This is a genomic window from Bacillus sp. FSL M7-0307, assembly GCF_038627835.1.
Classification (GTDB): Bacteria; Bacillota; Bacilli; order Bacillales; family Bacillaceae; genus Bacillus; species Bacillus altitudinis.
This window is the reverse complement of record NZ_CP152023.1, coordinates 2,139,007-2,157,270: the sequence shown is the minus strand read 5'-3', so window position 1 is coordinate 2,157,270 and position 18,264 is coordinate 2,139,007. Positions and strand designations below refer to the sequence as shown.

The following is an 18,264-nucleotide window of genomic DNA, read 5'->3' as shown; positions in this document are numbered from 1 at the left end:
ACCCCCTCAATCGGGAGACTGCTCTTTTTTTGTTGATTTTATATATTCCACCAGTGATATCCATCTTTTTCAAGAAGCTGATCTGCTTCTTTTGGTCCCATAGAACCAGCAGGATAATTTGGTTTTAACGTTTTGGTTTCAGCCCATTTTTCTGAAATTGGATCAACAAAGTTCCAAGACAGTGCTACTTCATCCCAGTGGGCAAAGTTTGTTGCGTCACCTAGCAAACAGTCATGAATTAGCTTTTCATACGCTTCTGGTGTATTCATGATGTCGTTGTAATTTGTTTGATAGTCAAGCTTAATTGGTTTAGCATACGTTCCGCCATCAAGCTTGCGAGCATTCAGGTGAAGGGTGATGCCTTCGTCTGGCTGAATGTGAATCACAAGTAAGTTTGGATGCATGGAATTCCCGTTTCCGTAGTACAGGTTCATCGGAATGTCTTTAAATTGCACGACGATTTGAGTGGATTTCTTTTCTAGACGTTTTCCTGTACGAATGTAAAATGGTACCCCGGCCCATCTGAAGTTATCGATGAGAAGTTTCCCTGCAACGAATGTTTCTGTGTTGGAGTTTGGGTCCACATTTTGCTCTTCAAGATAGGAAGGAACCATATTGCCATCAATCGTTCCTGCATCATATTGTCCGCGGACAAAGAATTGATCCACTTCATCTTTCGAGAATGGACGAAGCGCACGCAATGCTTTCCGTTTTTCGCTACGGATTTCCTCTGTATTGAGCTTAATCGGTGGCTCCATGGCTAGTAGTGCAACCATTTGAAGCATATGGTTTTGTACCATATCTCTCAGTGCACCAGAACTCTCGTAATATCTCGCACGGTCTTCGACACCTAATGATTCACTCGATGTGATTTGAATGTTTGAAATATAGCGGTTTGTCCAAAGCGGTTCAAAGATCGCATTCGCAAAACGAATGACCTCAATGTTTTGCACCATCTGTTTACCAAGATAGTGGTCAATACGATAAATTTGATCCTCTGTAAATGCATCTCGGATCTCTTCATTTAATGTTTTGGCACTAGGCAGGTCATGACCAAACGGTTTTTCAATAACAAGTCGAGACCATCCAGTCGTTTCTGATACGCCTTCACTTTTTAAAAACTTCGCAATGGTTCCGAAGAATTCTGGTGCCATCGCTAAATAGAACATCCGGTTATTCGGGATACTGTATGTATCTTCAAGACCAGAAAGAAGCGTGTTCAGTGCTTGATAGGAAGCAGGGCTTGAGACATCAAAATCATGGTAATAGAAATGAGAAATAAATTCCTCTGCTTTTGCTTCTGCATCATCAGAAGAGACCGATTCTTTTACCACAGCTCTTAGGTCTTCATGAGACCAAGGACGACGTCCAACACCTACAACGGCGAATTGATCTCCAAGCTTTCCGCTATGATAAAGTCTATGTATAGAAGGGTAGAGCTTGCGTTTTGCAAGGTCTCCTGTTGCGCCAAAAATGACAATGACTGCTTTTGGATAGTTAGTTTCTGTATTCACGAAAAGTACCTCACTTTATTCGTAGCATTGTTGTAAAAACCGAGAATGTATGTACATTTTCTTTATTTTAAAGGTTCATTGTTCGTAAAGCAAACATTTGATTCGACTTTTTCTGCCCGAGTTTGACTTTTTTCAAAAATTCCGCTGAATTCACATTTATCCTGTCTTCATGTATTCTATATGAATGAAGAGATTGTATACCGGCTGTAGGAGGAAATCGTAATGGAACTGCTCTTTTTAGGAACAGGTGCAGGCATTCCTGCAAAAACAAGAAACGTCACTTGCACTGCGCTGAAGCTTTTAGAAGAGAGAAAAGCCGTGTGGCTTTTTGATTGCGGAGAAGCGACGCAGCATCAAATATTACATACAACGATTAAACCAAGAAAAATTGAGAAGATCTTTATCACGCATATGCACGGTGATCATGTATATGGTCTCCCGGGTCTGCTTGGCAGCAGGTCCTTTCAAGGCGGAGAGGATGAATTGACGATATATGGTCCAAGCGGCATTAAAGCTTTTGTAAACGCGGCACTTTCAGCGACACAAACGCATTTGACTTATCCGCTGCATATCATAGAAATAGAGGAAGGGATCGTTTTTGAAGATGAGACCTTTCAAGTAGAAGCAAGACGAGTGTCTCATGGGATCCCAGCTTACGGTTATCGGGTCGTGGAAAAAGATGTACCCGGCGCACTAAAAGCCGAAGACCTAAAAAAAATCGGTGTAAAACCTGGACCTTTGTATCAGAAGTTGAAAAATGGGGAAACCGTTACACTCGAAGATGGAAGAATGATTGATGGAACCGATTATTTGGAACCCCCTAAAAAAGGGAGAATCGTTGCATTTTCAGGAGATACCCGTTTGTGCGAGAATATAACAAGGCTTGCCAAGAATGCGGATGTGTTAGTCCATGAAGCAACATTTGGGAAAGAAGATGCAGAACTAGCCTATAATTATTATCACAGTACGACAGAACAGGCAGCAAAAACAGCGCAGGAAGCAGGCGCAAAAAGACTGATTTTGACCCATATTAGTGCACGGTACCAAGGGGAAGAGTCACTGAAACAATTACTCAAAGAAGCCCGCGATATATTCCCGCTGACTGAAGCTGCACATGATTTCTTTTCTTTTCCTATTGACCGTACCCTGTAAAAATTGGATGAATCGTCAAAAAAAGTTGTGTGATTTTTTTGATATTTATGATGACGCTCTTTTTCAGGTAGTGGTAAAATGGTGAAGAAAAAACAAATGACGAATTACACTATGAAGAATACGGGAGGCACAATCAAAGATGAGCGGTTTTACAGCGTTAAGTGAAGCAGAATTAAATGACCTATATGCAGCACGACAAAAAGAGTATGAAACGTACAAAAGTAAAAACTTACACTTAGACATGTCTAGAGGGAAACCTTCACCAAAACAGCTCGATTTATCTATGGGCATGCTCGATGTCGTGACATCAAAGGATGCAATGACAGCTGAGGATGGTACAGATGTGCGAAACTATGGCGGCTTGACAGGCCTTCCTGAAACAAAGAAATTTTTTGCAAGTGTGCTCAATCTGAAGCCAGAACAAATCATCATTGGCGGTAATTCTAGCCTGAATATGATGCATGACACAATTGCCCGTGCCATGACTCACGGCGTATATGGCAGCAAAACACCTTGGGGCAAGCTTCCAAAGGTAAAATTCTTAGCACCAAGCCCAGGGTATGATCGTCATTTTGCCATTTGTGAGCATTTTAACATAGAGATGATTACGGTAGATATGAAGTCGGATGGACCTGACATGGATCAGGTAGAAAAATTGGTTGCAGAAGATGAAGCCATCAAAGGGATTTGGTGTGTACCAAAATATAGCAACCCTGACGGCATTACGTATTCAGATGAGGTTGTCGACCGTCTTGCTTCCATGCATACAAAAGCAGACGACTTCCGTATTTTTTGGGATGATGCCTATGCAGTCCACCATCTAACAGATACGCCTGATACGTTAAAAGATATTTTTCAAGCAGTAGACAAAGCAGGACATGCAAACCGTGTGTTTATGTTCGCCTCTACTTCTAAAATTACGTTCCCAGGCTCGGGTGTTGCACTGATGGCATCTAGTCAGGACAACGTCAGCTTTATTCAAAAACAGCTATCAGTTCAAACCATTGGGCCAGATAAAATCAATCAATTAAGACACCTTCGTTTCTTCAAGAATCCAGAAGGATTGAAGGAACATATGAAAAAGCATGCAGCGATTATTAAGCCGAAATTTGACCTCGTTCTTTCGATCCTTGATGAAAAGCTTGGTGGAACAGGCATCGCTGAGTGGCACAAACCAAATGGCGGATATTTTATTAGCTTAAATACACTCGATCATTGTGCAAAAGCTGTTGTGCAAAAAGCGAAAGAAGCCGGTGTGACACTAACAGGTGCAGGGGCGACATATCCTTATGGAAACGACCCGCTTGATCGTAACATCCGTATTGCGCCAACGTTCCCAACGCTTGAAGAACTAGAGCAGGCGATTGACATCTTTACGTTATGCGTTCAGCTTGTCAGCATTGAAAAGCTGCTGTCTGAGAAAAGTCAATCAGCACCAACGGTATAACGAAAAAACTCCTTGACTGATGTCCGGTCAAGGAGTTTTTGTTTTTAGTTAGCTGTTTGATAATAAGAGACAGGCTGTTTTGCTGCACACCATACATCATAAATCGCAAGCTGCACAATATGTGGTTCATCGTGATGAATATAGTGCGAGCTGTTCTGCGCCTGAATCCATCCGCTTTGGGATGACAATGTGAGCATTCGTTTATGAAGCCTGAGCCAAGCTTCATGTGCTGGATGAAACAAGCGGCTTTTGCCTGATGAAATGACAAGAAGGGGCATCATCCCATAATGCGTTTGCTCCTCTTTGATCGTACGCAGCATTTGCTCAAAGTCCTCATGTGTACATTCTGCTGTGAACTGCGTCATATATGAAGTGCGTTCTTCCTTTGATAAGAGCGGCAGAATGACCTGCTCTTGATCCTCACTTGCTGGGTCTAGAAGGACCATACCGATAACATCTTCTTTTCTGCGGCTTGCCCATAAGCGGCTGACAAGAGAGCCAAATGAGTGCGCCACAATGAGAAATGGCGGCTGAATATTGGCTTGATGTAAGAGTGTATCTAAATCATCCGCAAGATCATGCAAAGTTCTTCCTTCTTTGCTTTCGCTGCTTTTTCCATTACCTAAACGGTCATATAAGAAAACACCAAGCTCTGGGTCAATATCACGAGCGATATTCGCCCACGTATCGCCTGAAATTCCATATCCTGCTTCAAAAATAATGGTGGCTTCCTTTTTCCCTTGACGATGCCTTGTATAAAAGTGATGTCCATCTATATGATACGTTCTTTCAATCAATGCCGAGTTCATTCTTCCATCTCCTCTAAGTGGTTCTTTAGCTAAAAGACGGCACAAAAGGCAAAGATGTTTCTCTTAAAAACAAAAAAGATGCCTATTTCAAAAAATAGACACCTTTTTGCTTAGAGATGTTACCAAGCACGATCGTATTGGCGCGGGCTTTCGATGGATGTACGAAGCTCTTTAGCGGCTGTTTTTGGGAAATACGGATCTCGTAAAAATTCTCTGCCGATAAAGATTAAGTCAGCACGCTGATTTTGTAAAATTTCTTCGGCCTGTACACCAGATGTGATCATACCGACAGCGGCTGTTTGGATGCCGGCACCTTCTCTTATTTTCTCAGCAAAGGTGACTTGGTAGCCGGGGAATGTTTTAATACTGGCTTGCACCACAGCGCCTGAGCTCACATCAATTAGATCGACTCCTTGCTCTTTCAGCCATGCGGCAATGCCAATATAATCTGCAATATCTAGTCCTTTTGTTGTGTAATCAGAAGCGGATACACGGACAAATAATGGTCCATCCCACACTTCATTGACTGCATCAACCACTTCTCTCAAGAAGCGATAACGATTTTCTGGTGAACCGCCATATTCATCTGTCCGGTGATTGGCAAGCGGTGAGAGAAATTCGTTAATCAAATAGCCATGCGCACCATGAATCTCAATGATGTCAAATCCAGCTTTCTTGGCGCGGACAGCGGCATCTTGAAACGCCTGAACTGTGTCTTTTATTTGATCGATAGACATCTCAAGAGGTGTTTTAGATTGCTCGTCAAATGGAATGCTGGATGGAGCAAGAATGTCACCATCTAGCTCAGCCTTGCGTCCTGCATGGGCTAGCTGGATGGCCGTTTTTGTTCCGTACGCTTTGATTTGTTCGTTTAATGAGGCAAATCCTTCAATGTGCTCATCACTCCAAATTCCGAGGTCCTGATCACTAATTCTTCCCTCAGGTGAAACAGCACTTGCCTCGACCATAATTAATCCGGCCTGACCTTGCGCACGGGAAATATAATGTGCAAAGTGGAAAGGCTGTAATTTTCCATCACGGTCATAGGATGAATACATACACATCGGGGACATGACGATGCGGTTTTTGAGTGTGACACCTTTTAATGTCCAAGGTGAAAAAAGCTTTGTTTCCAATTACCTTCGCCTCCTCATAGAATGGTATAGCCGATTATAACAGCCATTCAAACATTCGTCATAAAAGGTGCTCAAACCATATAGCTTTTGTACATGATTTTGTATAATGAAAGATATGGACATCAAAGGGGGATAAACGGATGAAATGGCAAACGGAAAGTGAACTAAAGGAGCTACTCACAGCTCTTATGCAGTATGAAAGCATATCTGGTACAACGGGAGAAGTCGCATTAGCGGAATATTTATATTACTTGCTGAGGGAGCGGCCGTATTTTGAACAGCATCCTGATCACTTGGCTTTGCATCCAATGAAAGATGGCCGGTATTTTTTAACGGCACTTGTCAAACGAAGTACGCTGCCACGTACTGTTTTACTCCTCAGCCATTTTGATGTCGTGGATACAGAGGATTACGGAGAATTTCAAAATATGGCGTGTAAGCCCGAAGAGTTAATGGCGTCCTTTTCTCAAAAAAGTGCACTTCTTCCAAAAAGGGCAAGAGAGGATTTAGCTTCAGGTGACTGGCTGTTTGGACGAGGGTCCATGGATATGAAAGCAGGCCTGACTGTCCAGCTTTCCATGCTAGAAAGAGCCATGGCGGGGAGGTTTGAAGGAAATATTCTGCTCGTCACAGTGCCAGATGAAGAAGTGAATTCACAGGGGATGCTGGAGGCTGTTCCGAAACTAAAGGAGCTCAAGCAGAAGTATGACCTTGATTATACCGCGTGTTTAAACAGTGAGCCGATGTTTGAAAAGTATCCCGGGGATGCGCACCAATACATCTATACAGGTAGTATAGGGAAGGTACTTGCGGGATTTTTCTGCAAAGGAATTGAAACACATGTAGGTGAGCCCTTCTCAGGATTAAATGCAAATTTTATGGTATCTGAATTAAACAGGCTGTTAGAACTGAATAGTGATTATTGTGAGGAAGTAGATGGTGAAGTGACACCACCTCCGACCAATTTGATGCAAAAGGATTTGAAAGAAGCTTACTCTGTTCAAACGCCTCACACGGCTGTTTCTTTATTTAATGTGCTGATGATGAACCGCTCTAGTGAAGAGCTTCACGGGCTCCTCTATGAAACTGCGAAACAAGCAGCAGCCCAAATCGAAGCCAATCTCAAACAGAAAACCGCTGCATTTCAACGCTTTAAACATTTTACACCCATCGATACAAACATCACGGTGTTAACGTATCATGAGCTGTACGAAAAAGCTGCTGAACGATCCGGCAAGCAGGAGGTCGAGCGAATTGTCAACTACGCCTTTGCCAACCGGGGTGAGCTAGGGGATCGTGATTTTTCAACCAAAATTGTATCAGAACTGACGAGCCTTTGTAAGGAAGATGGAGCACTGATTGTGTTGTTTTATAGTCCGCCATTTTACCCATCTGTTTCTTCAACAGATGATCTGCATATTCAAACGACCTTAAAGAAGATTCAAAGAGAAGCAAAAGAGATCTATGGAATCGAAGTAGAAGAAGTCAAATATTTTCCTGGTTTATCTGATTTAAGCTACTTACAGCTTGAAAATCAAGATATAGAGGATTATACAGCCAACATGCCGCTATACCAAAAAGGTTACTCGTTACCACAAGGAGAAAAAGAAGCTCTTAACGTTCCTGTCATCAACGTTGGTCCATTAGGAAAGGATGCGCACAAATGGACAGAACGGCTGCATGTCCCATTCTCTTTTGGCGTTTTGCCGTCGCTCTTAGAATCAACAATTCATGCTTTATTAGAAAAGAATTAAGTGAAAGCTCTATCGTCATGATAGGGCTTTTCTTGATATCAATCACCTTCTGTCTAAAGAAATAGAGTATGATATAGAATAATACTTACATATATTTGAAGGGGGATTGTGAGAGTGAAAACAGGAGTACTAACAAAAACAGAGATCATGAGATCACTTCATGAGAGTTTGCGTAAGCTTGAGGAGTTAGTATGGACATGTGATGAGGCTACATTAGATGAATCTTTTGGGGAAGGCAAGTGGTCGATTAAACAAATTGTTGGACATTTGTATGATACAGAAGAAGTCTGGTCAGAGCGGATAGAGCAGGCAATATCAAATGAGCACACGCTTTTCGCATCATATGATCCAGAGATATATGTGAAGGGAAGAGCTTATGAAATGTATACCGCACAAGAGGTCAGTGCATTGATTGAACGCCTAAAAGAAAGCAGAAACAAAACACTGCAGCTATTAGAAAAGGATACATGGGATTTTTCAGGCCTCCATCCTGAAGAAGGGATGATGACAGTCCAAATTTTAGCTGAAACCATTGCTTTACATGAAATTCATCACCTCGATCAAATCAAAGCCATCATGTCCATGAGAGCATCGAGTGATAGATGAAAAGCACCTGTCATCAAGGCAGGTGCTTTTCTCACTTACTTATACGTACTCGCTGAAAACATGTCGTTTAATTCTGCTGCGCGTTTTGTCGCTGTTTTCACACAATCGACAATCGCTTCTTCAAATTGATAGGAAGCAAGGGTATTAAGTCCTGCTTCTGTCGTTCCACCTTCGCTCGTAATTTCTTTGCGCAATTCAGCAGGTTCCTTACCGCTATCCTGAAGCATATTTGCAGCGCCTGCAATCATTTGACAAATGAGCAATTTCGCTGTCTCTTGGTTCATCCCAAGTTCCGATGCACCTCGCTCCATTCCTTCAATCAAATGATAAATAAAGGCAGGACCGCTGCCTGCAATCGCTGTGACCGCATTCAGCTGTGATTCATCTAAAACCGTCACATGACCGATCGTTTCAAACAGCTGAACTGCTTTTTCCTTTTGCGCCTCTGTGACTTCATCACTGACAGCAATGCCAGTAGCTGATTGTTGTATGGCCGCTGATGTATTTGGCATGGCACGAACCACCGCCGTTTTTGCGCCAGCATAATGCTGAATGGTTTCAATAGAAATGCCCGCTAAAATAGAAATAATCAGCTGTCCATTTAAATGGGGCCTTACTTCAGAAATGCCACTTTCCGCATCTTTTGGTTTTAAAGCAAACACCAGCATATCGGCTTCTTCATAAATAAAGGAACGAGCGAAATCTGTTTTGACTCCATAACGTGCATGTAATTCTTCTAATCGTTTTTCATTTGTTTTATTTGTGACAATTATATCTTCATTTGACATAATGCCGCTCTTTAAAAGACCTTTAATCATAGACTCGGCCATTGAGCCTGCACCAATAAATCCAATTTTACTCATAAGCTGCTCCTCCTTGTAGAAAATAAAAAAACCTCTCGTCTGCAAAGGACGAAAGGTTTTTCGCGGTACCACCCTCAATTAGCATGCAATCATGCATACTCAGCTCTAGTCCCTTAACGCGGGAAACGTTTAGGTTTGCCTAACAGCTCAAAGGGCAGGTTCAGCAAATAAGAGGATGGTGAAGCCTTACAGCCGGCGGACCTCACTCTCTTGCATCATTATTTTGCTTACTAATCCTTGTCATCGCGCATCTTATATTTGTTGTTCATTATGCAACGATGGACAAGTTTGTGTCAATAGGGAAAGATAAAAAAATGACCATCTAAACCGCATGACAGTCTGCCCTTTGCAAGATACAATGAATAAAGAAGAGGAAGTTCAGATGATCTATGAGTCAAAAAGCAGGAGATGACGTATAAAAGTGAAAGAAGAAATGATTCAATTATCCATTCCCACACCGTTTGCGGTTGGGGATGTCCATGCATATGTATTAAAAGGCGATGCCGTGACCTTAGTCGATTGCGGACCGATGACACAAGAGGCGCAGCATGCCTTTGTCACGCAATTAAAGGAACATCATTTATCAATAGATGATATTGATCAAGTGGTTTTGACACATCATCATGCAGATCATGTCGGTCTTTTAGATCTGATGAAACCCCATGTCCGTGTCATCGGACACGAGTTGAATGAGCCCTATATTAGTCAGGATGCAGCGTTTAAACAGCGTCAAATCCATTTTATGAATGATTTTTTTCAGCAGTTAGGTGTGCCGCTTCGTCAAGGTGAGTGTGAAAGAATTGTGAGGCAGTCCTATACATATTCATGTACGGCACATGTTGATGACGTCATAAAAGAAGGCGATCGTTTGAAGGGACATGAGCATTTCCAAGTGCTGGAGACCCCAGGACATGCACAATCTCATCTTTCTTTTTTAGATGAAACAACAGGGAATTTCATCGGCGGTGATCTGCTGCTTACGACCATTTCTTCCAATCCGTTAATGGAAGCGCCGGTGAAAGGAACAGAACGTCAAAAATCGCTGCTTCAATATAAAGCATCACTCAAGCGTTTATTGCATTTGCCCATTCAGGCGATTTATCCAGGGCATGGCCAGCTCATTACCTCTCATCACGAATTGATCGAAGAAAGATTTAAAAAACAGGAAAAACGGGCAAATACGATGTATCAGCTGCTTCAACGAAAGGAAATGACCGCCTTTCATCTTTGCCGCACCTTATTTCCGGGCCTGTATGAAGAAGCATTATTTCTGACAATGTCTGAGACAGTCGGGCAGCTTGATGTGCTTTTAGCGGCTGGACAAATTGAAGAAGTACAAAAAGACGGAACCCTCTATTATCGAGCAAATGAAGGAGTGAAATAAATGGGGCGACTAACAGGAAAGAGAATATGGATTACAGGTGCTTCAGGCGGTATTGGTGAAAAGATGGCGTACTTGGCAGCAGCCGAAGGAGCAGAAATCATTGTGTCAGCAAGACGAATTGAAAAGCTCACAGGTGTAAAAGAAAAGATTATAAGTGCTGGCGGCGTATGTCACATCGTTCAGCTTGATGTCAGTCAGCTTGAGGACATTGATCAAGCCTATCAACAAGTGGGTGCTGTTGATATTTTGGTGAACAATGCCGGTTTTGGTGTGTTCGATCTCGTCGAGGACGCATCCATTGAGGAAATGGTGTCGATGTTTGAGGTCAATGTCTTTGGTTTAATTGCCTGCACAAAAAAGGTCCTTCCTGAGATGAAACAAAGAGGGAAGGGACATATTATCAATATTGCGTCACAGGCAGGCAAAATTGCCACCCCTAAATCCGCCATCTATTCCGCATCAAAGCATGCGGTTCTCGGATTTTCAAACAGCCTCAGAATGGAGCTGGCAGACAGCGGAATTCATGTCACAACCGTCAATCCAGGACCGATTGCCACAGACTTCTTTACCATTGCAGACCGCAGTGGTGAATATGTGAAAAATGTTGATTTTATGATGCTCAGTGCTGACAAGGTAGCAGGGAAGGTCGTATCCGCCATGATGACGAAAAAAAGAGAGATTAATTTACCAGGATGGATGAATGCTGGCAGTAAATTGTATCAATTATTCCCGTTTTTATTTGAAAAAGCAGCACGGAAAGCGATGATGAAAAAATAACAAAAAAAGAAACCGGTCACAGGCTGGTTTCTTTTTTTGTTTGATGGGGCTTAATATTGGTGACGCCAAAGACATTGCCATCAACATCTTCGAAGCTAAAACCGCCTAAGTCTGGGTCAGCTAATATTTGAATATCCGATACGGTGACGTTATGCTCGCTTAAATAATGGTGAAAGTTTTTTAAATCCTTCACAAATAAATCAATCATACTATGCCGAACTCCTGTAAAAGAGTTCATAAAGTAGATTCGTTTCTCGTGTTTTGTTTTGACGAGATAAAAAGAAGGTCCCTCGCCATGAGTAAAAGTGAGCATGGCGGCTTCTTCTGATTGATGTAGAACGATCATCTCTAAAATCTGTTCATACCAAGAGACAGCCCGGGGGATATCAGTCACAGGAATTTCAATAGTAGCAATTTGTTGAATGGTCAATGGCTTCACTCCTTTTTCTATATTCGTCTTGCCGCTTGCTGAAGTGGGTCCCATACACTGTTAAAAGGAGGGGCATAGCTAATATCTAAATCTTCAAGGTCTGTCACAGTCAGCCCTTGATAAAGAGCCGTTGCCATGACATCAATTCGTTTATCAACACCTTCTTTACCGATGATTTGTGCGCCAAGCAAGGTGTGATCATCGCTTCTGTAAATCAGTTTCACTTTCATTTTCTCTGCATCTGGGTAATATCCAGCGTGGTCAGTGCTGTCGATGGTGATGGTGGAGAAAGGAAGGCCCGCGTCTTTTGCTTCTTTCTCTGATAAACCCGTTCGTCCCGCTGTCACGTCCATAAATTTCATCACCGCTGTGCCGGTTACGCCTTGAAACGCGCGGTTTGTTCCTGTCATATGAAAGCCTGCGATTCTTCCTTGTTTATTTGCTGTCGTGCCGAGCGGAATATAGTCCAGTTCCTTTTTGATACGGTGATAGGTTGCTGCGCAGTCACCCGCCGCATAGATATCTTGTACATTGGTCTGCATGTATTCATTCACAACAACTGCACCATTTTGAAGTCGCTGAATTCCTGTGCTGTCTAAAAAGGATGTTTGCGGAGTGACACCAACGGCAATGATGACCATATCTGTTTCAATGGTCTGCTTGTCTGTTTGAACAGCTGTTACATGTGTCTTGCCCTTTAACTTTTGCACTGTTTCACCAAGTACTACTTGAATGCCTTGATTGTCCGCTTCTTCTTTCAGATATTTTGCTATATCGGGATCAAAGCCTGGGCCAAGTGCTGTACCCCGCTGAATGATATGAACGTCTTTTCCTAGCGCTTTTAAATTTTCTGCCATTTCTAAGCCGATATATCCTCCGCCGATGATCGTGATATGTGTGACGTCTTTTTTTAGATTGTCTAAAATAGACAGCGCATGCGGGATTGTTTTTAATACGTGGACACCTTCTAATGAATGGCTGTCTAGATCAAGTGTGACGGGGCTTGCTCCTGTCGCAATTAACAGGCGGTCATACGTTTCTGTAAAGGGCTCTTTTGTTTTAGAATGAATACCCGATACTGTTTTTTGCTCCGGGTCGATTGAGGTCACTTCGTGTAAGCATCTGGCATCAATTCCGTATTTGTCACGAAAAGTTTCAGCGCTGCGTGCGATGAGTTTCCTGTGATGGTCAATGAGACCGCCGATCAAGTAGGGGAGTCCGCACTGTCCATATGAGAAAATCTCTCCTTTTTCAAAAGCTACAATATGTGCGTCTGGATCCTCTCTATATATTTGCATAGCGCAGCTCATTCCTGCTGCATCTCCGCCAATCATCACATATTTCATTTGGTATGCTCCCTTCTATCTATCAAACTGAATACTCTTATTTACCCTCATTTTCCTTTATTTAATGCTTTTTTTTTTCGCAAAAGAAGCAAACTTTCGTTGAAAAATAAAGACAGCGCCTTCATTTTAAGCTACAATCGGATTATCGTCTTTTTGGTTATGAGTTTAGTTTAGATTGGTGGGAAAGACTTTGGGTGACGAACGACTAGATTTTAATACACTATATACACGCCATACGAGAGAGGCATGGGCGGCTCTTGGAGAATATATGCCGGTATCTGTTTCAGAAGAAGAAGTGAGAGCACTTCAAGGATTAAACGACTACTTATCGCTAGAAGAAGTTCGAGATATTTACATACCGCTTATTCGTTTTCTGACATTGCACGTCTTTGCAGAAAAACAAAAAAATCAGCATGTAAATGCTTTTTTAAACTACCCGCATCATGCGAAAATCCCCTTTTTAATCGGGATTGCAGGAAGTGTGGCCGTCGGAAAAAGCACGACAGCACGTATCATTGAAACACTTTTATCAAGGCTTGGAGATGGACTGAAGGTGAGTCTCGTAACAACGGACGGCTTTTTGTATCCACAAAAAGAATTAAAAGATCGAGGGCTGATGGAAAAGAAAGGCTTCCCGGAAAGCTATGATGTTAAAGCGCTTCTTTCGTTTTTAAATGAATTGAAATCAGGGAAACAAACTGTGCATGCACCTGTATATTCACATCTGACCTATGACCGGCTTGAAGGGGTGTATGAGACAGTAGAAGATGCAGATATTGTGATCATTGAAGGGATCAACGTGTTGCAATCACCGGCACTGGATGATCTGAAGGATGAGCCGCGCGTGTTTGTATCAGATTACTTCGATTTTTCGATTTATGTAGATGCCGCTGAGACGCAAATTCAATGCTGGTATAAAGAACGGTTCCGTTTGCTGCGGGAAACAGCCTTCCAAGACCCTGAATCTTTCTTTCATCAATACAAAGATTTGACGGATGAAGAAGCAGATCAGATGGCAAGCACGATTTGGAATACAGTGAACCGGCCAAATTTATATGAAAATATTTTGCCGACAAAATATAGAGCCGATTTGATTTTAAAAAAAGGCGATCAGCATAAGGTGGAAGAGATCGCCATCCGCAGGGTATAAAGAAAACCGCTCAATTGAGAGCGGTTTTTTTAATGACCTCCACTTACTTTCACAGCCACGGCAGCCGCCGTTCGTTTTTTTAGGCGGTAGTATCCGATGAGTAAAAACGGAACGCCTGCAGCGGTGACAATTGCCAAGACTGAAAAAATAGAAAGGGGATGGGCTGCGCCAAATAAGTCAATACACAATCCTCCGACAAACGGTCCGACGACGCTGCCGAGCTGAGAAAACCCCATTGCGCCGAAGTATGATCCTTTCACTTCAGGTTTTGCAATATTGTCTACAAACAGATCCATCATTGCAAAGAGCAGCACTTCACCAATCGTAAACACGACAATGATAAAAGCAAGCGTACCGAGACTTTGTGAAAAAGCAATGGCAAACAAACTGCCTGCTAGAAGCACATTTCCAGTCGTTAACGACAAAATCGTTGAATAGCGCTTAGCGATCATAATCAGCGGGTACTGAACGACAATGACAACCACTGCGTTTAAGGATAAAAGATACCCAAACAGTTTAGGGCCATCCTCAATCATAGGGGATGCCGATAAATATTGAGGCAGTGTTGAGCTTAGGTGTGAATAGCCAAATGAACATAAAGTAACGCCAATGAGGATGATGCTAAAGACCGTATCTTTCCGAATAATGGAAAGAGCTTTTTTGACACCGATTTGTTTGGTGCTTTCTGGAGCAGCCACTGGATGCTTTTGAAATTGCCATGCCAGCGTTAACCCGTACAACAAGTAAATGAGGGCAGCGACGAGAAATGGAAAAGTCGTTTTTGATGACCCGAGATATAAGCCAAGCAGCGGGCCGAAAATGACACCAATGTTAATGGCCGTATACCGTAAGTTAAAGACAAACAACCGAATGCTCGATGGGGTGACATCGGATAAGAGTGCTTTAGACGTTGGTTCAAACAGCGCCCGGCACAGTCCATTTAAAGCATTCATAAAAAAGAAGACCCAAATGGCATCTGCAAACGCGAAGCCAACAAAAACAAGTGTCCAGCCAAAGATGGATAAAAGCATGACCTTTTTTCTGCCGATTCGGTCGGAAACATAGCCGCCGTAAAAACTCGCAACAATCCCAATAAGAGAGCTGACGGCAATGATCAATCCAGCTGAAGAGGCTGAGGCGCCTTTGACTTGTGTCAAATAAACGGCTAAAAAGGGAATGCTCATGGATGTCGCCATTCGGCCAAATATCGTGCCGATGATGATCGTCCAACTAAGTGGATGTAAAGTGCGTAAGTTATTTTTCATGCTGTGTCTCCCCTGAGTTTGTAAGATGTTCCAATCATACATGAAAAATTGTGCAAATTAAATACACAATTTGATGGAGGAGTCATCCGTCAAATGACAGAGAAGCTTGAACCGTCCCGTTCATTCGAAGAGCATATACCTCGTTTTCAAGGTTTTAAGCCTTGATGGGTCATGATTTTTTCAGAAAAACGAAGCGGGTTTTTCAATGATCATGTTTTCGTTTTGCGAAAATCAATTGAGATCGATGGCAATAATTTGATGTAAGGAAAGGTTTAGAACATCTTCGTCATTCACGATTTTCATTCGGCGTGTTTCATAATGAATGGCTTTCACCCAGCCCCAAAATTGTGCTTTCATACCGGATGCGATATATGTCACGCAAATCGCTTGATCCTCGGTAATCGATTGTGTGATCAAAACATTCATTTCCTCTAGCTGATCGGAGCTGAGCGGAAGAGGTGTATATTCTTTTTTCTTTCGTTTTTGAGCAAGTAGTTGCTCTCGGTGCTCTGGTAGCATCATTCGGCTTGATTCCCACATGATGTTGTATCCAGGTGTTAATTTATTGGGATTCATGCTTGTTCGCCTCCGTTATTTGTAATGCCCGCCAATTTTTTCGGCGCGGTGATATGCCTGCCCTGCGCTTGTCAGTGACGAAGCATGCAATAATGCCGCAGGTCCATATTTCAGATGGATTTCATCAAATACTTTGCTGAGTTGATCTTTCTTCAAATGATGATCAAATAAAGTCAGCTGATAGTGGCTGTCAGGCTGCAGCTGTGAGAGGGTAATGCCTACACTGCGAATGGGCTGGCCATCCCAGTGCTGCTGGCATAGCTGAATCGCTGCCTCTGCAATATCTGAGCCATATTGTGTCGGTGAATGAAGCTTCATTTGTCGATGAAAGCCTGTTGGATGTGAAAAATCAGCCCCTCTTACACCAACAGACACCGTTTGACCGAGATAATGCTTAAAACGTGCCCGCCTAGCGACTTCCTCACTCAATTCAAGAAGAGCGACTTTGATCTCCTCAAAAGATGCATAATCACGGGGAAGGGTCATATGATGCCCAACGGCTTTTTGCTGATCATGTGTGTGAATAGTGACTGGGGAGGGATCGTGTCCTAAAGCTGTTCGCTGCAGAAGCTCCCCATTGATTCCCCAGCGTTTTTTTAATTGGTCTAACGGATAAGCAGCAAGTGTGCCAATGGTACTGATGCCCATTCGTTTCAAATGATGCTCCATTCGTTTGCCGACGCCAAATAATTTTCCAATTGGAAGCGGCCATAAATCAGCAGCAACCCGGTCGGCACTCAGTTCATAGATGCCGGATCTGTTTTTTTTGGCAAAATGGTCACAGGCCATTTTAGCGAGCACTTTATTAGGGCCGATGCCCACACGTGCGTAAATGCCAGTCTGGTTCATAATCGTTGTTTGTATATGTTGAGCGATCTCATGTGGAGAGCCGAATAGTGTAAGACTGCCTGTAATATCAAGAAACTGTTCATCAATGGAATATGGCTCGACAAGGTCTGTGTATTGTTCAAGCAGTTCTGTAATCATGACAGAGACATCGAGATAGCGCTGCATACGTGGACGTACGACCACTGCTTCAGGACATTTCTCCTGTGCTTCCCATAACCTTGATGCATTTTGTACGCCACGTTTTTTAGCGAGAGGGCAGGCTGCAAGAACGACTCCGCTTCTTCGTTCTGGATCTCCAGAGACAATGAGCGGCACATTCTCCAAATGAGGCGCCTCCACCTTCTCAACTGATGCATAAAATGACTGCATATCCACAAGCAGAATGGCTCGTTCATTCATTGTACTTCACCTCTTAGAACATATGTTCTATACCTATTGTAAACAACATGAGGTGAAATTCATACTGGTAAATCATTCAAAAGCTGTCCATACAAAAAAGACGAAGTGGTGAACACTTCGTCTCGTCTGCTGCAACGATTGTTAGGCATGTGCCATGTTGTGGAATGTTTGGAGCGGTTCAGAACGCAGACGATAAGCCATCAGCTTTTTCTTTGGCTTATGTGTAAACTGCCGAACCACATCCACATGGTCATCATAATGGAACAGATAAAGGGTGACATCATGTTTCCCATGCTTTGTTTGCATAGTAAGCGGCGTTGGCCCTTCATTCGGATGAAGAAAACGTTCTTCATCACCTGGGTAAATATAATAGCGTTCAATAAAGATCGCATCATTAAAATGTTGAATGACTTCAGCTGCTCGCTGCTTATCAAGCGAACGACCTTGAAAAGTAATATTTGTTTGCTCACTTGTTACTTTAGCATGTACGGCGTAGCGGCTAAAAAGGCGCTCAACAACACCAGAAGGCAAAGAGGTGACAAGCAGCTTTAAAAGACTAAACACAACAAGTGAAATAACAACCCAAACCAATCTCATCATCTCCAATAAACATTTGTACCATTTCCTATATGAACCATCTTAACATAACAAATGAATGAAACTTTCGCACAAAAAGTGAACTTTTTGAAATAAGTGTGAAGATTTAAAAGGAGATGGCGGCTGAAAGACGAAGAACCAACAAGTGAACATGAAAAAAGACTGGCATACTGTCTTTACAATCATTTGATCAGACAGGTAGACTATTGA

At 42.6% G+C, this 18,264-nt stretch carries 17 protein-coding genes and 1 other annotated feature; of the genes, 7 read left to right on the top strand and 10 right to left on the bottom strand.

What is annotated here, in order from left to right; all coding sequences use genetic code 11:
• Window positions 1-38 precede the first annotated feature (38 nt).
• Window positions 39-1,514: a glucose-6-phosphate dehydrogenase gene (gene zwf / locus MHI41_RS10970; RefSeq protein WP_008342269.1), complete on the bottom strand. Its 1,476-nt coding sequence runs from the start codon at window positions 1,512-1,514 to the stop codon at window positions 39-41.
• 222 nt (window positions 1,515-1,736) lie between these two features.
• Between zwf and rnz the strand changes: the two genes are divergently transcribed.
• Window positions 1,737-2,666, top strand: a complete 930-nt coding sequence (gene rnz, locus MHI41_RS10965; RefSeq protein WP_039165882.1) for a ribonuclease Z — start codon at window positions 1,737-1,739, stop codon at window positions 2,664-2,666.
• 139 nt (window positions 2,667-2,805) lie between these two features.
• Window positions 2,806-4,113, top strand: a complete 1,308-nt coding sequence (locus MHI41_RS10960; protein WP_272511689.1) for an aminotransferase class I/II-fold pyridoxal phosphate-dependent enzyme — start codon at window positions 2,806-2,808, stop codon at window positions 4,111-4,113.
• Between the two features lie 44 nt (window positions 4,114-4,157).
• On the opposite strand, the gene MHI41_RS10955 is transcribed toward MHI41_RS10960, so the two are convergent.
• Both MHI41_RS10955 and namA read right to left on the bottom strand, forming a co-directional pair.
• On the bottom strand, window positions 4,158-4,922 hold the full coding sequence (locus tag MHI41_RS10955; protein ID WP_272511688.1) for an alpha/beta hydrolase: 765 nt from the start codon (window positions 4,920-4,922) through the stop codon (window positions 4,158-4,160).
• A 119-nt stretch (window positions 4,923-5,041) separates the two neighbouring features.
• Window positions 5,042-6,058, bottom strand: a complete 1,017-nt coding sequence (gene namA / locus MHI41_RS10950) for an NADPH dehydrogenase NamA (protein ID WP_024718910.1) — start codon at window positions 6,056-6,058, stop codon at window positions 5,042-5,044.
• A gap of 140 nt (window positions 6,059-6,198) precedes the next feature.
• Between namA and MHI41_RS10945 the strand changes: the two genes are divergently transcribed.
• Together MHI41_RS10945 and MHI41_RS10940 are read left to right on the top strand one after the other, a co-directional pair.
• Window positions 6,199-7,812 (top strand): M20/M25/M40 family metallo-hydrolase, encoded by a 1,614-nt coding sequence (locus MHI41_RS10945; RefSeq protein WP_272511687.1) that lies wholly within the window; start codon window positions 6,199-6,201, stop codon window positions 7,810-7,812.
• A gap of 114 nt (window positions 7,813-7,926) precedes the next feature.
• Entirely contained in the window at window positions 7,927-8,418 is a 492-nt protein-coding gene (locus tag MHI41_RS10940; protein WP_035390754.1) for a DinB family protein, read from the top strand.
• A 35-nt stretch (window positions 8,419-8,453) separates the two neighbouring features.
• Here MHI41_RS10940 and proC read toward each other — a convergent pair whose 3' ends face one another.
• Window positions 8,454-9,281, bottom strand: coding sequence for a pyrroline-5-carboxylate reductase (proC, locus tag MHI41_RS10935; RefSeq protein ID WP_025207584.1), 828 nt, complete (start codon window positions 9,279-9,281; stop codon window positions 8,454-8,456).
• Window positions 9,282-9,322: 41 nt separating this feature from the next.
• Window positions 9,323-9,534, bottom strand: a binding site (T-box leader).
• A gap of 168 nt (window positions 9,535-9,702) precedes the next feature.
• Here proC and MHI41_RS10930 point away from each other — a divergent pair.
• Both MHI41_RS10930 and MHI41_RS10925 read left to right on the top strand, forming a co-directional pair.
• Entirely contained in the window at window positions 9,703-10,665 is a 963-nt protein-coding gene (locus MHI41_RS10930; protein ID WP_251185240.1) for an MBL fold metallo-hydrolase, read from the top strand.
• Window positions 10,666-11,442 carry an SDR family oxidoreductase gene (locus MHI41_RS10925; RefSeq protein ID WP_007501086.1) on the top strand — a complete coding sequence of 259 codons (777 nt, stop codon included), beginning with the start codon at window positions 10,666-10,668 and terminating at the stop codon, window positions 11,440-11,442.
• 16 nt (window positions 11,443-11,458) lie between these two features.
• On the opposite strand, the gene MHI41_RS10920 is transcribed toward MHI41_RS10925, so the two are convergent.
• Both MHI41_RS10920 and MHI41_RS10915 read right to left on the bottom strand, forming a co-directional pair.
• A complete protein-coding gene (locus tag MHI41_RS10920) occupies window positions 11,459-11,881 on the bottom strand; it encodes a VOC family protein (protein WP_234823407.1) in 423 nt (140 codons plus the stop codon).
• Between the two features lie 8 nt (window positions 11,882-11,889).
• Window positions 11,890-13,218: a CoA-disulfide reductase gene (locus MHI41_RS10915; RefSeq protein ID WP_342494191.1), complete on the bottom strand. Its 1,329-nt coding sequence runs from the start codon at window positions 13,216-13,218 to the stop codon at window positions 11,890-11,892.
• A gap of 190 nt (window positions 13,219-13,408) precedes the next feature.
• Here MHI41_RS10915 and coaA point away from each other — a divergent pair, with 190 nt between their 5' ends.
• On the top strand, window positions 13,409-14,368 hold the full coding sequence (coaA, locus tag MHI41_RS10910) for a type I pantothenate kinase (protein ID WP_008342294.1): 960 nt from the start codon (window positions 13,409-13,411) through the stop codon (window positions 14,366-14,368).
• A 29-nt stretch (window positions 14,369-14,397) separates the two neighbouring features.
• Here the strand turns inward: coaA and MHI41_RS10905 are convergent, their stop codons facing one another.
• From MHI41_RS10905 to MHI41_RS10890, 4 genes are all read right to left on the bottom strand, one after another.
• Window positions 14,398-15,633: an MFS transporter gene (locus MHI41_RS10905; protein WP_048003045.1), complete on the bottom strand. Its 1,236-nt coding sequence runs from the start codon at window positions 15,631-15,633 to the stop codon at window positions 14,398-14,400.
• 231 nt (window positions 15,634-15,864) lie between these two features.
• Window positions 15,865-16,209: a YolD-like family protein gene (locus tag MHI41_RS10900; RefSeq protein WP_007501076.1), complete on the bottom strand. Its 345-nt coding sequence runs from the start codon at window positions 16,207-16,209 to the stop codon at window positions 15,865-15,867.
• A 15-nt stretch (window positions 16,210-16,224) separates the two neighbouring features.
• A complete protein-coding gene (locus MHI41_RS10895; protein ID WP_017357932.1) occupies window positions 16,225-17,457 on the bottom strand; it encodes a DNA polymerase IV in 1,233 nt (410 codons plus the stop codon).
• 141 nt (window positions 17,458-17,598) lie between these two features.
• On the bottom strand, window positions 17,599-18,048 hold the full coding sequence (locus MHI41_RS10890; protein ID WP_008343832.1) for a YfmQ family protein: 450 nt from the start codon (window positions 18,046-18,048) through the stop codon (window positions 17,599-17,601).
• Between the last annotated feature and the right edge of the window lie 216 nt (window positions 18,049-18,264).

Excerpts from the sequence above, each read along its gene's own strand:
- MHI41_RS10915 (WP_342494191.1), bottom strand. The coding sequence starts at position 13,218 with ATGAAATATGTGATGATTGGCGGAGATGCAGCAGGAATGAGCTGCGCT.
- MHI41_RS10960 (WP_272511689.1), top strand. The coding sequence starts at position 2,806 with ATGAGCGGTTTTACAGCGTTAAGTGAAGCAGAATTAAATGACCTATAT.
- MHI41_RS10945 (WP_272511687.1), top strand. The coding sequence starts at position 6,199 with ATGAAATGGCAAACGGAAAGTGAACTAAAGGAGCTACTCACAGCTCTT.
- MHI41_RS10895 (WP_017357932.1), bottom strand. The coding sequence starts at position 17,457 with ATGAATGAACGAGCCATTCTGCTTGTGGATATGCAGTCATTTTATGCA.
- MHI41_RS10900 (WP_007501076.1), bottom strand. The coding sequence starts at position 16,209 with ATGAATCCCAATAAATTAACACCTGGATACAACATCATGTGGGAATCA.
- MHI41_RS10905 (WP_048003045.1), bottom strand. The coding sequence starts at position 15,633 with ATGAAAAATAACTTACGCACTTTACATCCACTTAGTTGGACGATCATC.
- MHI41_RS10955 (WP_272511688.1), bottom strand. The coding sequence starts at position 4,922 with ATGAACTCGGCATTGATTGAAAGAACGTATCATATAGATGGACATCAC.
- proC (WP_025207584.1), bottom strand. The coding sequence starts at position 9,281 with ATGAGTAAAATTGGATTTATTGGTGCAGGCTCAATGGCCGAGTCTATG.
- rnz (WP_039165882.1), top strand. The coding sequence starts at position 1,737 with ATGGAACTGCTCTTTTTAGGAACAGGTGCAGGCATTCCTGCAAAAACA.
- MHI41_RS10925 (WP_007501086.1), top strand. The coding sequence starts at position 10,666 with ATGGGGCGACTAACAGGAAAGAGAATATGGATTACAGGTGCTTCAGGC.